The organism is Fictibacillus sp. WQ 8-8, from assembly GCF_024494405.1.
GTDB lineage: Bacteria > Bacillota > Bacilli > Bacillales > Fictibacillaceae > Fictibacillus_C > Fictibacillus_C marinisediminis.
The window spans coordinates 1-15514 of record NZ_JAMXKG010000001.1; the positions used below are offsets into that span (position 1 = coordinate 1).

The following is a 15514-nucleotide window of genomic DNA, read 5'->3' on the forward strand; positions in this document are numbered from 1 at the left end:
CAGCTACCCGCAAGAAGTGCGGCGGCTCGAATCGAACATGAGAAGAAAAAGTAATCACCCATTAATTCGTCTGGCCAGACAGGGTGGTTACTTTTTTGTGTTTGAGATGATTATTACGATTAAGGTTGCGAATGCTATCATGAGTGTTAAAGCTTCGTAAGTAGTCATCATCGGTTACACCCCCCTTCTTTCGGGGATGCCACCGCCACCCTGCTTATGTAACTGCATTTTAATTTACCATACCATATCAGCCTTAAAATCAACTTGAAGACCCCATTTTGGCAGGGTTTTAATTAGATACTTTTACATAACCAGCATTACTGACTTTATTATAGTCTCTATTATTAATAATAAAGAATAATACATGATCCTCTGTAACTATAGTTTCATTTTTCCCTAAATCACTCTTCGCAGTTACTAGCGAGTCATATAAGAACCCTCTAACCTTTTCTCCTTCAATACTTAACATCATAAACACTCCAATTAACGATTTACTATATTATTTGAATGATATGCACAAAAAGCGAACATACGCTCTAAGTATACACTATTCTTGTTGGTAAAAGTACAGCTATATATAGCTTTAGCACACACTTTTCTTATTCGAAGAAAATCTCTCCATACTACGATAAACTTCTTCTAGTCTTATGAAACTAATTTAAGCAACGGTCAATAATAATGATCCGGTCCTCTAGTTTTTGCTGCTACAGGACAAACCTGTAGGAAAAAATATCTCTTCAACTAAACCAAATCTAATGTTCCAATTACTTATAAATAAAATTCCTTGTTACGCCACCCAATGGGAGCTAACGGAACGGATCTTTGCCCTTTTGTTGAACACATCCAGTACTCGGTACATATTTAAAATCCTACGAATTCCTCAATATTCAATGATGGAGCATAACTGGGAAGAACAAAGGAGGAAAAAGACAGCCAATCTCCTTTTTACTAACTTTTATTGGTTTATTCGACAAAATACAAATGTACACATAATCGTATATGCAAGCATATACGATTGTAAAATATTTGATCATACAACATGATTATTTGAGTTTTATTAGTTCTCACACATTCAAAAAAACGCCATTTTCCTAGATGAATTTGGTGATATGATATACCTTCTCCAGGCTAAGCTGTTGAGGGTTCTGCAGCAAAAAGAGTTAGTCAGAGTCGGCAGAACTGAAGTAATACTTTTGATGTACGTTTGATTGCGGCAACAAATCGAGATTTAGAGACTATAATATAATAATAAAAATGTTGTTTTTGTTGATTTTTACATATGATTTAGGCATTATCATCAGAACAGTTTTTCTATACGTTTATAAACTGATAGAGAAGTCCTTCTATTTCAAATTGAATGAAGGGAGGTTTTTGATTGGTTAATCGACACCAGCAGCCTAGCGCATGGATTCCAGGAGGAGTGATGGTGCAACAACAACATAGTCAGCATAGCAGCCAGCATAGTCAGCATCACATGCCACACACCCAGCACGCTCAATGGCCGCATGGACATCATCCCCATCATGTTCATCATCCCCATCATATCCATTGGTCACATGGACACCATGTACCTCATCCTCACACCCATCCGGCACATTGGACACCTGTACAACATGGTTTGCACACTCATCCAGTACATTGGACACCTGGGCACCAGGGACAGCATCAGTCCCATCCTATACATTTTGTGCCTGGACAGCAGGGGCAGCCCCAGTCACAGCCAATTCACTTTATGCCCGGTCAGTACCGGGCATCGGCCACTAACTGATACTCCTAAGCACAGCTATTCTGCAAGAATTGCAGTGGCTAAGTAAATAAGGCAACAAAAAAGTAACCTATACCTACATTGGCCGTGCAGGGTGGGTTACTTTTTGTGTTGATTAATACTACAACGTTCAGTGATGCGAAAAAAATCATGAGCATTAGTTTATCAGTAACAGTAACCATCAGCGACACCCCCTCTAATTAAGGGATTGCCACTTCCCACCCTGCAAATGAAGCTGTACCAGTAAATTAAAAAGTATTTTACCCATAATAAAAACACAACTGTTTACGTATGGGTACAAATAAACAATTTAATTTATGCGGGTTGGAATCGCTCCAAAGTACCAACTTTATTACTTTTTTAAATACTCCTCAGCTGCTTTTTCAGAATATCCTACCATATTTTGTATACTCAAACTCATCATAGTCGTTGTATAAAATAGCTAGATCGTAAAAGATACGATGGGCTATTAACAAACCCTTTTGGTTTTTATTTTTGACTGCTTTTTCAGTAACTAAAAGAGCATTAGTCAGATCTTTTTCAACAGCTTTGTCATCATTGATTTTAATTGTTTGATTGGTATAGTCGATTACAGTATCAAATCAATATTCTAGCTATACATGCTTTATCAGAATTTTTCACTATACATTCCGTAAAAACATTAGGATGCTAAACTTTACATTTTGTCGTAAATTTTATGTTTATTTGACAAAAAAATTATCCCTCCTCGTTCTTTTTCGGGTTATTCTTAATGGCTTTTTACAGTTGGCGGTTGCTGCGATGATTTTTTCCCCTTTTAAATGTACCTGCAATCATTTACCTCTCTTCGAATTGAACCTGAAAAAGTAGCCATCTTCAGTGATAAACGATCTATAGCGAACATGAAGTAGACAACTGATTTAGTTCTTTACTGCGGAAAACCTGAGGGACTTACCTGTTTTTTGAACTTTTTTACGAGATACCTCGAAAAGGGATTGTATCTCATTATATTTAATGATAGTATACTATTTAAATAAAATAGTATAACACATATACATTTTAATAAGATAAATAGTATAACATAATTTAATCAAAGGATGAAAAAGTGGATCTGTATTTCATTTAGCAATATCACTGGTAGGTAGTTATTACAAGTTTAATGTTTTACCTTCCTTATCTATTGGGACGAGAGCATTGACTGTTTCAAACACAATAGTGAAGCTTATTTCTATAGCAAAAATTCTAATTAATTGTTAAATAGATTCACTATTTGGTGTAAGTGAATGGAGTACATGTAAGATGATCTTCTTATGGATTACCAAACGACGATTACATAAGAATTGCTGAAGTGATGACATTAAAATGCAAGAATAGGAGATTCGGATGTGAATAAGAAAAAATTTGTCTATGTCGTTTCTGACTCGGTTGGAGAAACAGCTGAGTTGATGGTAAAAGCAGTTGCGTCTCAATTTAATGGGAAAGATATTGAAATCCAAAATTTTTCCTATGTAGAGGATAACAAAGATCTTAATAATGTCATTGCTGTATCGAAGTATAGTAATTGCATCATTGCCTACACGATTGTCATTCCATCTTTAAAGGAATATCTCGATCGAAAGGCACGTGAAGAAGGGATTGTCGCAGTTGATTTAATGAATCCGCTTATGACAGCATTTAGTCAAAAATTTAATAAAGAACCTAAAGGCGAACCTAGATTAATGAGGAAATTGGATGATAACTATTTCCGAAGAGTTGAAGCGATTGAGTTCGCCGTAAAATATGATGATGGACAAGAGGTACAAGGGATTACACGGGCAGATATTGTATTAATTGGGGTTTCTAGAACATCAAAGACCCCCCTTTCTATGTATTTAGCTAATAAGAAGTATAAGGTGGCCAATGTACCTTTAGTCCCTGAAATAACACCTCCTGACGAGCTTTTTGATATTCCAAGAAACAAATGCGTGGGTTTAGTCATTACACCAGATAAACTGAATGAAATCAGAAAGGAACGATTAAAGAATTTAGGGTTAGCAACTCAAGCAAATTATGCAAATTTAGATCGGATTCTTGAGGAATTAGATTATGCTGAGAAAATCATGAAACGCATCGGCTGTCCAGTTATTAATGTCTCAAATAAAGCGGTTGAAGAGACCGCTGATTCAATATTAGCCATATTAAAAAAAGAGAGGTATTTGCTGATATGATGACTAAATTTGTATATATGTTTGACGAGGGAAACAGCAAAAAAAAGGACCTATTAGGAGGTAAGGGAGCAAACCTGGCAGAAATGACAAAAATCGGGTTACCTGTCCCTTATGGTTTTACCCTTTCCACTGAGGCCTGTAATTTATATTATGAGGACGGAAAATCGATTTCTACAGAGGTCAAATTTCAGGTATTAGAAGCTCTTGGTAAACTTGAAGAAAAAACAGGTAAAAAACTTGGAGACCCATCGAACCCCCTTCTTGTTTCTGTACGTTCTGGTGCTGTACACTCCATGCCCGGAATGATGGATACCGTATTAAACCTTGGTATGAATGATGACACTGTGGAAGGATTGGCCAAGCTTACAGAAAATCCGCGTTTTGCCTATGACTCCTACCGTAGGTTCATTCAAATGTTTAGTGATGTTGTCCTCGATGTGGACAGTTATTATTTTGAGCAACTTTTAGAGGAAACGAGAGAAAAAAAGGGATATACTTCAGATCCCGAAATGACTGAAGAAGATTGGCGAGAAGTGATTAAAGGATATAAAGAAATTGTTATGAAGCATGCGAGAAGAACTTTTCCAGAAAATCCAAAGGAACAATTATTCCTTTCCATCAGTGCCGTTTTTGATTCCTGGAATAATCAACGTGCGATTGTATACCGCCGTCTTCAAAAAATTCCTGGTCACCTTGGTACAGCAGTAAATATTCAAAGTATGGTTTTTGGAAATATGAGTAACGATTCTGGTACTGGCGTTGCCTTTACACGTAACCCGTCTACAGGAGAAGCTAAGCTTTATGGTGAATATTTGATCAATGCACAGGGAGAGGATGTTGTTGCTGGAATTCGTACACCTCAACCCATTGCGACGCTTCAATATGAAATGCCCGAAGTTTATCAGCAGTTTATTGATACTTGTCAACTGCTTGAAAAGCACTATCAAGACATGCAGGACATTGAGTTCACGGTAGAGCGAGGTGAGCTATTTATTCTTCAGACGCGGACAGGTAAAAGAACAGCTCAAGCGGCCATTCGAATAGCCGTTGAATTAGTAGAAGAACAAATTATTAATAAGAAAGAAGCCATTTTACGTGTAGATCCCGACCAGCTTAATCAGCTACTCCATCGTCGAATTGATGATTCCTATGAAAGAAAACAGATTGCTAAAGGGCTACCTGCCTCTCCTGGGGCAGCAACAGGGGAAGTCGTATTTGATGCGGATGAAGCAGAGAGATTAGCGAAAGATGGCAAAAAAATCATTCTTGTTCGCTCAGAAACTACACCTGATGATATTCATGGAATTGTTGCTGCTCAAGCCGTTATCACAAGCCGTGGAGGAATGACTAGCCATGCAGCCGTTGTTGCAAGGGGTATGGGAAAAGCTTGTATATGTGGCTGTGAATCATTAAAAATTGATTTAAAATCAAAGCTTTTTAAAGTAGGAACTACGACGGTTAACCAAGGCGATATGATTACGATTGATGGTTCAACGGGTGAAATCATGTTAGGTGAGATCCCAATGATCGATCCACAGCTTTCGGACCAGTTCCAAGTGTTGCTTACTTGGGCCGATGAGGAACGAAAACTTGGTGTAAGAGCAAATGCTGACAATCCCGAGGATGCCAAAAAAGCGGTTGAATTTGGTGCAGGTGGAATTGGATTGTGCCGTACAGAACATATGTTTATGGACATAAATCGAATCCCTATTGTTCAGGATATGATTCTGGCTGAAACATACGAGGAGCGTGAAGAGGCTCTTCATAAGCTATTACCAATGCAACAAAATGATTTTGAAGGAATTTTTGAAGCGATGGGAGGGTCCCCTGTAACGATTCGTTTATTAGATCCCCCTCTTCACGAGTTCTTGCCGGATAAGGAAGAACTGCTTGTTGAAGTGACAAAGCTTCAGATGACAGACATAAATTCTAAAGATTTAAAGGAGAAGGAACATCTTCTGAGAAAAGTACGTCAATTAGATGAATTTAATCCTATGTTAGGGCACCGTGGCTGCAGAATGGGCATGATTTACCCCGAAATTTATGTAATGCAGGCAAAAGCAATCTTTTATGCAATCACTGCAGTCATGAAAAAAGGAATCGACGTAAAACCAGAAATAATGATTCCTTTGGTTGGTCATGTTAATGAGTTAAAAGAAATGCGTCGATTGGTCATTAATGCGGGGCTGCAAGTTCAGGAAGAAACAGGACAGGAATACGATTACCTCATAGGTACGATGGTTGAAGTTCCACGAGCGGCCTTAACAGCTGACCAAATTGCTCAGGAGGCAGACTTTTTTTCCTTTGGAACAAATGATTTAACTCAAACTACTTTTGGATATAGTCGCGATGACGCAGAGGGTAAGTTCCTTCAGGCCTATATTGACAACAAAATTCTACCAAAAAACCCATTCGCCTCTCTTGACCAAGAAGGCGTAGGGAAACTTGTAGAAATTGGCGTAAAACTCGGTAGAGAAACAAAGCCAGGGTTAAAAACAGGAATTTGCGGAGAACATGGAGGAGAAAAAAGCTCGATCCAATTCTTCCATGATGCAGGATTAGATTACGTAAGCTGCTCACCATATCGAGTGCCTCTTGCTCGCCTAGCAGCAGCTCAAGCTAATATTAAAAATGAACAAAAACAGCGTGTGAATGAACGTCAAACCATCCTAAATCTTTAAGCAGCCAAACGGCTGCTTTTCTTGCTTTTATCATAATCGGAAGTTATTTATACTTTAATTACCCGTTCACGTTCACACTAGCCCAATGTGAAAACGAGTTTCAGCTTGCCTCAATGGACATACACAAAAGCTGATGACACAACGTGGCCTTATTATACTGAAAATTTTATACGTAACAAGAGGCATGTCTTAACATTTCCATGCCTTTGTTAACTCAACAGTACAAGCAACTAGTCTCGTTCACATCATAGAAGGACATCTCCTTCTCCCCAAGATAATCATTGAGTTTAAGTGGCTACCAAGTAATAGCAAAGGAATTTTGGAAACTTATATCAATTCGGCTATGGATGATCGTAAGTAATCGATAATAAAAAAATTTAAAAAGAAACAGTCCGAAGCTGGACCTGCTTCTTTTGGCTGAATGACCCGAATCAAAAACATGTAACCGGCTATATTTTTCCGAAGATCTTAATCCATCAATCAATTATCTTGAAACTTTTTCTTTCCCTCTAACGACTAATGTGTGTAGGTAACACAAAAAAATAAAGGGAGAAAAGGAGAAATTTTTATGTTGAAATTTAACAAAAGATGGATGACAGGTATCCTTGTCGCATTGTTGACCTTTATGCTGTCAACCCCTTCCATTGCTTCGGCAAGCGGGTTTCATCACCCTGAAAATTGGAAACACAATTCTGTTCTTAAGCAAGGCAAGGCCAACAAAGAGGTTAAGAATATGCAGTATGTTCTTAACGTAATGTCTTTTTACACTGATACTGGTCTCGTTGATGTGGATGGCATATTTGGACCGAAAACAGCCGCAGGTGTAAAGAAGTATCAAAAAGAAAATGGATTAATTGCCGATGGCATCGTTGGCCCAAAAACCTGGAACAGCTTTTCACAATATATAAAGAAGAAAAACACTTCCACCTACGGAGCTGGCGGCTTTATGGGCCTAAGATTGGAATGGAAGTATGACAATAAGTCAGATTCTTCTCCTTCAACTGCAACCATTTTTGGTAATGGAACTGATAAAACTGACGGCTATCGGCTATACGCCAAGTAAACAGCAACCCATTGGTTGAAAGAGTCAATGGGTTTATTTGTTTGTCAGAAATGGCCGCTGTACTTATATAAATCCACCACTTTAAACGTTTTGTTTAAAAGTTGTCTTAGGATATAGCAGATCAAGTTCTTCTATTATACCAGCTCTCTTCGCAATAACTTTGGGCATGGGATGAAATAATAAACTATAGTTATTATGTGAGTTTTTCCACACTTTTTCAGAGGAGATATTGCTTCCACCTACATATTAAAGTTGGACCGTTAGTATCCGACCAATTACGTCATATTGAACACAAGCCGAAACCCTTGTGTAAATTTCCTCGTTTCTACATTAGGGAAATGGGCACTTTGTTGAAACAAGAACCATCCAGCCAAATACAGGTTTAATGTTTACTTAATAATTCTTTATAATCTACACACTAATCTTTTATATTTGTGTATTAAACTATAACTGAAAGAACGGTCATGAATGCCTTTTCCCCTTTACGCAATAATCAACGAGCCCTGGTATAAACAGGTGCCCTACAATTGCGATAAAGTTGACTAATCTTTCTCCTGGAGGTTTGCCTTATGACGATGTCAATGGAGATTGTTATGGATCTTAAAATTACACATGAAAAATCGAACGGCACACATTATTTTAAATTAGTGGGAGACGTTCAGAGCTACACGGCACCGAAGTTAAAAAAAATACTTGTCTCATTATCAGAACAAACTAAACAAGTAATAATTATTGATGTTGAGCAAATTGATTTCATAGATAGTGTTGGATTAGGAGTTTTCGCTGGAGTGATTAGTTCAACGATCAGGAACAACAGTACGTTAATGCTAAAAGGCATGACGAATCGCGTCCGCCGACTATTTGAGATAACAGGGCTTATGGAAATGATGGAAAACAGCAAGAACAATAAGACCATAGATACCTTTGCCTAAACTCCGCCTTGTAAAAAAGAAGTATAGCAAGTGAAAGCAATTGTTTATCCACAATGGAAGGCGGCCACTCAAACTGGATTTATACAAACGATTGTGAAACGTGAAGCCTTATGAACTCCTTACCTATTACAACCAACCATGAATTCAAACGATGCTTCGTTGGAGCACAGTGAATCAGATAGTACCCTATCCTTACAAAGATCCTAAAAGTCAAAAACCCACTCTCAAATGATAATTTGAAAGCGGGTTTTATTATTCATGAAAATCTGGGAATGATATGTTTTACATAAAACAACACAGAAAACAATTGGGTGGAGTGATTAAGTTGAAAAGAAAAAATACGGAACCCCTATTTCCCAATGAAGAGAAAGATGATAAGCAATCATTAGATGGATTATTCGGCCTAGATCCTGAAACAAGTCTTCAATCAGCACGTTTCGCGACCACGGACAACCCTTATATTAATGGAGACAATGAAGATAACATTGATGAACAATAATTTGTGAAACTAAAAATGCAACCATTTATGGTATAAAAACGGACCGTCACTTAAAATGTGTTTTTGTAAAAAAATATAGAAACGGTCCAAGAGCATTGGCTTAACAGCAAAGCTCCACAGCTGCGGCGACAGAACTTGTATTGGTGATCGTTGGAACGTATGTAAAAATGGTCATTGGAAACCTACAGGTACATTTTGTCAGGATGACAATTAGATATTACATGTGTCAAAGTAGATATCGCTTTGACACAAGTTTGTTCGTCTTACCAATTTTTTTTGTTAAACTTGGTTGTTAGAAGTGAACTAGGACGACTTAGTAATTTTTATTAAAGCTACTCCCCAGCAGTTTAGCATCCACCGCTTTAACCATTCCCGATCCCATTCCCCCTTTTGATCGCTATTCTTCGACCTGCCTCTTGAGGTTTAATGGTCTGGCATTCATTGGCAATTTTTTGGATTTGATCTTTAATCGGCAAAGGAAAAGGAGCGGGTCGCCTACTTTCCATGTTCATTCCCATCAGCATTTGTTCACTGGTGGCCAGCCGCTTTCCTTTTTGATCTTTCATCTCAAAAAAAACATGGAGACGTTTTGAATCATAATCCAACCACTGTACAAACACATCAATCGGCTCTCTCTCACGCACTTCAGCTAAATAGCAGAGATGGGTTTCAAGCGTATAGATGGAGTACTTCTCATGCTCCCTGAAGGTTTCATTTAACCCTATGTCTTCCATTAATCGGTCCACGGCTCTGCTGAATACAAGAGCATAGGCCGCATCATTCATATGGGCATTGTAGTCAACCCACTCTTTTTGTACCTTTTCCTTTAAAAGCGGTTTATTGATGTTATCCATAATAGAGTCTCCTTCATATAAGACCTACTTACAGTTTTCCGTTCAGATTAGCAGAGGGCCAATATTTTTCGAGCAGATCTGTTAATTCAATTAGAAAGTCATCACGGCGTTTTTCGAGAATGCTCATGTCCATCCCATCCGTTTGTTTTTCACAACCCTCAATGACTCGCTGGGCAAGTTCTTCCGTTAATTCGGGTGCAACAAGATGTGTCCATGGAAGTTTTAACGCAGGGCCAAACTGCTCAAGCATATGTCTCATTCCTTGTTTTCCCCCTGCCATATGAAGAGTGAGAAACGGACCCATTAAAGCCCACCGCAAGCCAGGCCCATAGACTATGGCCGCATCCACTTCCTCTGTCGTAGCCACTCCATCATTAACAAGATGGAGAGCTTCACGCCAAATGGCTTCCATTAAACGGTCGGCAATGTGACCATCGATTTCACGGGACACGATCAGTGCCTTCATCCGTACTGAATGGTAAAAGGACTGTGCCCGAACCATAACCTCTGAACTCGTTTGTTGTCCACCGACTAATTCTACGAGCGGCATGAGATACACGGGATTAAAGGGATGAGCGACAATGACTCTTTCTGGATGAAGGCAATCCTTTTGAAGGATACTGGGCATATAACCGGAAGTACTCGATGCGATGATGGCATTTGGTTTAGCCGCATGGGATATCGTTTTTAATAGGGAGCGTTTTATTTCTTCACGTTCGGGTGCGTTCTCTTGAATAAGATCCGCGTTACTAACTGCCCTTTCAAGATTTGGTTCGAAATGAAGGCGGTCAGGTGCCGCTCCAGCTGCCAGTCCTTGTTTTTCCAAGGAACTCCATGCCGATTTTACCGCTTGTCTCATTTTTTCTTCAGCGCCTGGTGCTGGATCAGTCGCTGTAACATGGTATCCATTAGCTAAAAACCGGCTGATCCAACCGTTGCCAATAACACCAGTCCCTACAACAGTGACGTTTTTTACTAATGACTGCACGTTATTCCACCTGCCCTTGTGGATCTTTTAAGCCAAGATGTTGTCTTGCCTCTTTTGGTGTCATTGGACGAACACCTATATTTTCAATAATGGTTACTGTTTTATCAACGAGCTGTGCATTTGTAGCCAACGTTCCTTTTTCTAAGTACAAATTATCCTCTAACCCGACACGAATGTTTCCGCCAAGAAGCATCGATTGAACGGCAGCAGGTATTTGATGCCTTCCGATTCCAAATGCTGACCAGTGGGAATTTTCAGGAAGTTTTTCTCTCATATACAACATGGTTTCCGCATCGCAATCCGCTCCCCATGGAATACCCAAGCAAAATTGAAACATAGGATCTCCGTCAATTAGCCCTTCATTCACCAATTGTTTCGCAAACAATAGATGACCCGTATCAAAGCATTCTAACTCCGGCTTAACGCCGCATTGCTGAATGAGTTTAGCCTGTTTACGAAGCCAATCAGTCGGGCTTATATACAGCTGGTCTCCAAAATTCAAGCTCCCGCAATCCAGTGTACAGATTTCCGGCAACAGCTGCCCGACCGGATCATGTCGCTCTTCAGGAGTTTGAATATCGGTTCCAGGTCCGCCAACAGCCGGATTTTCTCTGCTGGGTATCCAATCCCCTCCACCGCCGGCTGTTAAATTTAAAATGACATCTGTGTCCGAGTCCCGTACGCGTTCAACCACTTCGGCAAATAATGAGGAATCATGACTAAGTGCTCCTGTTTTTGGATCGCGGACGTGAATGTGGGCGATTGCGGCTCCCGCTTTTGCAGATTCGATGGCAGATTCAGCGATTTCTTTTGGAGTCACCGGGACATAAGAACTTTTCTTCGTTGTCTCTCCTGCTCCGGTCACGGCACTAGTGATAATAACGTTATTTCTCATAGTATCCTCTCCTTGTTTGTACATTGTTTATGGTCAATATAAGGATAGAAGAGTTGTGTCAAGGTTTTGGAACGTATTTAAAAATCTCTTCACTTTCGAAGAACTCAACCAGGTTGCTCAACCACTGATAATAATTCAACCATTCTTTTGTTTCCTTTAGCAGGTCATTTATTTTTTCTTCACTTTCTTTGTCTATCTTTTCGTTTTCCAATAGATCAAGGAGCTCCCTGTTCAGTTTCTTCTCAAACATTTTGTTTTTATTGATAACTTTCCGCCAGTTTGAAGTAAACAGAGAAATGAAAGTTTGATAATAGTCTTGTTCAACATTATACAAATCCTTCCGAACCCCTTTTTCAAAAACCTTCTCCGCAATATTGAACTCTACCATTTCACGAACAACCTGGCTCATACGGGTTTTACTCATTCCCGTTGCATCCGAAAGTTCATCGAGCGTCATTGGTTTCCGATTCATATAGATAATGCCCAGTACCCGACCTACTGTGGGTGAAACGCCATAGGTGTTCATATTATCAGCTATTTTTTCAATAAATTGCTCTTCTACTTGATTGATTTTCTGTACGGGTTTCTCTTCCACAAGGACCCTTCCTTTCAATATCACCATATTTCTTTGCCCACTGTACCATATTCAAGATCGAATAGAAAATTAGGATTCCAAAGGATATCGCCGTAATTAAAAGGAAATGTAACCATATAGAATCTTAAACTTTGTACAATAAATATTTTACATATATTATAAACTATATAAACTTTTTATAAACTTTCTATTACACAACTTTTCTATTAAGCTTATATTGTGAGAAGTTTGGGCGGGGTTATCATTGTGTGATTACATTTCTTTAAAAATATATTGGAGGTGCTTGCTTTTGCTGAAATTTGAACATGTTTCTAAAGCGTATAAAGGCAGTAAAAAAGCAGTTAACGACATATCCATCGAGATTGAACGAGGAGAATTCATAGTATTCATCGGCCCAAGCGGATGTGGAAAAACAACAACCATGAAGATGATTAACCGCTTGATTGAACCTTCAGAAGGAACCATTTCTATTGAAGGGCAAAATATTCTTGAAAAAGATTACGTTCAATTAAGACGAGAAATCGGTTATGTCATTCAACAAATCGGCTTGTTTCCTCATATGACCATCCAGGAAAATATCGCTTTAGTTCCCAAATTATTAAAATGGCCGGAAAGTAAACGACGAGAACGTGCGATGGAGCTCCTGAAACTTGTAAATATGACAGATGATTTCCTCGATCGTTACCCTCATGAATTAAGTGGCGGACAACAGCAACGTGTTGGGATTTTACGTGCGCTGGCAGCTGATCCTCCTCTCATTTTAATGGATGAGCCTTTTAGCGCATTAGATCCTATTACACGTGATTCCCTTCAAGAAGAGTTTAAGAAGTTACAAAAAACTTTAAATAAAACGATCGTCTTTGTTACCCATGACATGGATGAGGCATTAAAAATTGCAGACCGTATTGTCATCATGCGTGACGGAGAGTTTGTTCAGATCGGAACACCTGATGAAATTTTACGAAATCCTGCAAATGATTTTGTGGAAGAATTTATCGGAAAAGAACGTTTAATCCAGGCGAGACCTTCTATCCAGACCGTCGAGCAAATCATGAATACTAATCCAGCAACGGTGACTGCACATAAATTACTCTCTCAAGCGATTACGTTAATGAAGGAAAAACGGGTGGATTCACTGCTGGTTGTCGATGAGCAGCATAAGCTCGAGGGCTATATTGATGTGGAGATGATTGAACAAAATCGCAACAAAGCTGACACAGTAGGTGAAATCATGGAAACCGTGTTTTATAAAGTAGAAACAGATACGCTGCTGCGGGATACCGTTTATAAAATCTTAAAAAGAAGCTTAAAATATGCTCCTGTCGTGGATAAAAATAATCATCTTGTAGGCATCGTAACAAGAGCCAGTCTTGTGGATATTGTTTATGATTCAATCTGGGGTAATGAGGAAGGCCTCGCCGCGGCAGGCCAGGAATAGGGGGGAAGAAACGAATGGAAACCCTAATCAGCTTTTTAAACAGTAATTGGACAGAACTCCTTTTTAAAACATGGGAACATTTTTATATTTCGCTCACTGCTGTGATTCTCGGCATTTTAGTGGCTGTCCCACTAGGTATAAGTTTAACCCGGATTCCTGGAATCGCCGGGTTTGTAATGGGCCTGGTCGGTGTGATTCAGACACTGCCCAGCCTGGCTATCCTTGCGTTTTTTATTCCTCTGCTTGGTGTTGGAAAAATCCCAGCAGTCATTGCTTTATTTTTCTATTCAGTCCTGCCTATCCTGCGAAATACCTATACCGGAGTTAAAGGTTTAGACAAAAACCTATTAGAAGCCGGGCATGGGATGGGGATGACTGGATGGGAACGAATCCTCTATGTTGAAATCCCGCTTGCCATTCCCATTATTATGGCTGGGATCCGTGTATCTACCGTTTATCTAATTGGCTGGGCGACACTTGCCTCATTCATTGGCGCCGGCGGGCTGGGAGATTATATTTTCTCAGGCCTGAATTTATACCAGCCGGAATTTATTATAGCCGGAGCAGTACCGGTTACATTATTGGCACTTCTCGTAGATCTGCTATTAGGACGGCTCGAATACGCAGTAACACCAAAAGGAATGAAAAAAGCGGATCAAACGGCTTAGAAGGGGGACACCAGAAAATGAAAATAAAACAAAAAGGGATCATTGCAATGATGCTTTTGTTCGTATTGGTAATGAGCGGGTGTTCTTTGCCGGGTTTGAGCAAGACCTCTGATCATACGATTGTAATTGGTACGCTCAATACTACAGAATCCCAAATCATGGGGAATATAATCCGTCAAATGATCGAACACGATACGAATCTAAAAGTAGAAATGGCCAATAACCTCGGCTCCTCCATCGTTCAGCATAAAGCGATGATGAATGGCGATGTAGACATTACAGCGACGCGATACACAGGGACAGACCTTGTCGGGGCCCTGGGAATGGAGCCGGTGAAGGATCCGAAACAGGCATTATCGATCGTTCAAAAGGAATTCTCAAAACGCTACCATCAAACGTGGTTCGATTCCTATGGATTTGCAAATTCCTATGCTTTTACAGTGAGGAAGGATTTAGCAGATAAGGAAAACCTGAAGACGGTCTCTGATTTAAAAAAGATCGCTCCGGATTTACGGCTAGGAGTAGATAATGCCTGGTTAAAGAGGAAGGGTGACGGCTACGAGGGATTTGTCCATACGTATGATATGGAGTTTGGAAAAACGTTTCCAATGCAAATAGGTTTAGTTTATAAAGCTGCAGCTAACGGAAAGATGGATGTTGTTCTAGCCTATACAACGGATGGACGTTTGAAATCTTATAACCTCAAAGTGCTGAAGGACGATAAGAAATTTTTCCCACCGTATGATGCTTCCCCGGTTGCTCGGAATGAAGTGTTGCAAAAACATCCAGAAATCAAAAAGATTTTACAAAAACTTCAAGGAAAGATCGACACTGAAAAAATGCAGGAGCTCAATTATGAAGGTGATGGAAAAATGAAAGAGCCTGCTACAGTCGCGAAAGAATTTTTACAAGAGCATCACTACTTTGAGTAACAAGATAAGGAGGTGTTG

Annotated in this window: 15 protein-coding genes and 1 pseudogene; 9 read left to right on the forward strand and 7 right to left on the reverse strand. The window is 39.4% G+C overall.

Translation table 11 applies throughout. The features are described 5' to 3' along the window. Nucleotides 1–87: 87 nt before the first annotated feature. Entirely contained in the window at nucleotides 88–171 is an 84-nt protein-coding gene (locus M1K46_RS25795) for a putative holin-like toxin (protein WP_354005837.1), read from the reverse strand. Nucleotides 172–289: 118 nt separating this feature from the next. Further along, complete coding sequence (locus M1K46_RS00005) at nucleotides 290–469, reverse strand: hypothetical protein (RefSeq protein WP_062234592.1); 180 nt, start codon at nucleotides 467–469, stop codon at nucleotides 290–292. Nucleotides 470–1082: 613 nt separating this feature from the next. Between M1K46_RS00005 and M1K46_RS00010 the strand changes: the two are divergent. Further along, nucleotides 1083–1243, forward strand: a pseudogene (locus M1K46_RS00010) (sigma 54-interacting transcriptional regulator); the annotation flags it as partial. A 154-nt stretch (nucleotides 1244–1397) separates the two neighbouring features. Here M1K46_RS00010 and M1K46_RS00015 read toward each other — a convergent pair. Next, on the reverse strand, nucleotides 1398–1646 hold the full coding sequence (locus tag M1K46_RS00015) for a hypothetical protein (RefSeq protein WP_256224357.1): 249 nt from the start codon (nucleotides 1644–1646) through the stop codon (nucleotides 1398–1400). Between the two features lie 1483 nt (nucleotides 1647–3129). Here M1K46_RS00015 and M1K46_RS00020 point away from each other — a divergent pair. From M1K46_RS00020 to M1K46_RS00040, 5 genes are all read left to right on the forward strand, one after another. Next, entirely contained in the window at nucleotides 3130–3951 is an 822-nt protein-coding gene (locus M1K46_RS00020; protein ID WP_256224358.1) for a pyruvate, water dikinase regulatory protein, read from the forward strand. Then, nucleotides 3951–6632, forward strand: coding sequence for a pyruvate, phosphate dikinase (gene ppdK / locus M1K46_RS00025; RefSeq protein ID WP_256224970.1), 2682 nt, complete (start codon nucleotides 3951–3953; stop codon nucleotides 6630–6632). The genes M1K46_RS00020 and ppdK overlap by 1 nt, the downstream gene beginning before the upstream one ends. A gap of 568 nt (nucleotides 6633–7200) precedes the next feature. Next, nucleotides 7201–7695, forward strand: coding sequence for a peptidoglycan-binding domain-containing protein (locus M1K46_RS00030; RefSeq protein WP_256224359.1), 495 nt, complete (start codon nucleotides 7201–7203; stop codon nucleotides 7693–7695). A gap of 569 nt (nucleotides 7696–8264) precedes the next feature. Beyond that, complete coding sequence (locus M1K46_RS00035; protein WP_256224360.1) at nucleotides 8265–8627, forward strand: STAS domain-containing protein; 363 nt, start codon at nucleotides 8265–8267, stop codon at nucleotides 8625–8627. A gap of 325 nt (nucleotides 8628–8952) precedes the next feature. Next, nucleotides 8953–9126, forward strand: coding sequence for a hypothetical protein (locus M1K46_RS00040; RefSeq protein ID WP_256224361.1), 174 nt, complete (start codon nucleotides 8953–8955; stop codon nucleotides 9124–9126). 362 nt (nucleotides 9127–9488) lie between these two features. Here M1K46_RS00040 and M1K46_RS00045 read toward each other — a convergent pair whose 3' ends face one another. From M1K46_RS00045 to M1K46_RS00060, 4 genes are read right to left on the reverse strand one after another with little or no spacing between them, the layout of a single operon-like run. Continuing rightward, complete coding sequence (locus M1K46_RS00045; protein ID WP_091010355.1) at nucleotides 9489–9980, reverse strand: thioesterase family protein; 492 nt, start codon at nucleotides 9978–9980, stop codon at nucleotides 9489–9491. Nucleotides 9981–10008: 28 nt separating this feature from the next. Further along, nucleotides 10009–10968, reverse strand: coding sequence for a 3-hydroxyacyl-CoA dehydrogenase NAD-binding domain-containing protein (locus tag M1K46_RS00050; protein ID WP_256224362.1), 960 nt, complete (start codon nucleotides 10966–10968; stop codon nucleotides 10009–10011). A 1-nt stretch (nucleotide 10969) separates the two neighbouring features. Then, on the reverse strand, nucleotides 10970–11863 hold the full coding sequence (locus tag M1K46_RS00055) for a 3-keto-5-aminohexanoate cleavage protein (RefSeq protein WP_256224364.1): 894 nt from the start codon (nucleotides 11861–11863) through the stop codon (nucleotides 10970–10972). Between the two features lie 58 nt (nucleotides 11864–11921). Then, nucleotides 11922–12485: a GbsR/MarR family transcriptional regulator gene (locus M1K46_RS00060; RefSeq protein WP_305583684.1), complete on the reverse strand. Its 564-nt coding sequence runs from the start codon at nucleotides 12483–12485 to the stop codon at nucleotides 11922–11924. 262 nt (nucleotides 12486–12747) lie between these two features. Here M1K46_RS00060 and M1K46_RS00065 point away from each other — a divergent pair, with 262 nt between their 5' ends. From M1K46_RS00065 to M1K46_RS00075, 3 genes are read left to right on the forward strand one after another with little or no spacing between them, the layout of a single operon-like run. Further along, nucleotides 12748–13896 carry a betaine/proline/choline family ABC transporter ATP-binding protein gene (locus tag M1K46_RS00065; RefSeq protein WP_062233134.1) on the forward strand — a complete coding sequence of 383 codons (1149 nt, stop codon included), beginning with the start codon at nucleotides 12748–12750 and terminating at the stop codon, nucleotides 13894–13896. A 14-nt stretch (nucleotides 13897–13910) separates the two neighbouring features. After that, nucleotides 13911–14564, forward strand: a complete 654-nt coding sequence (locus M1K46_RS00070) for an ABC transporter permease (protein ID WP_091010346.1) — start codon at nucleotides 13911–13913, stop codon at nucleotides 14562–14564. Nucleotides 14565–14581: 17 nt separating this feature from the next. Beyond that, nucleotides 14582–15496: an osmoprotectant ABC transporter substrate-binding protein gene (locus M1K46_RS00075; protein ID WP_062233128.1), complete on the forward strand. Its 915-nt coding sequence runs from the start codon at nucleotides 14582–14584 to the stop codon at nucleotides 15494–15496. Nucleotides 15497–15514: the final 18 nt, after the last annotated feature.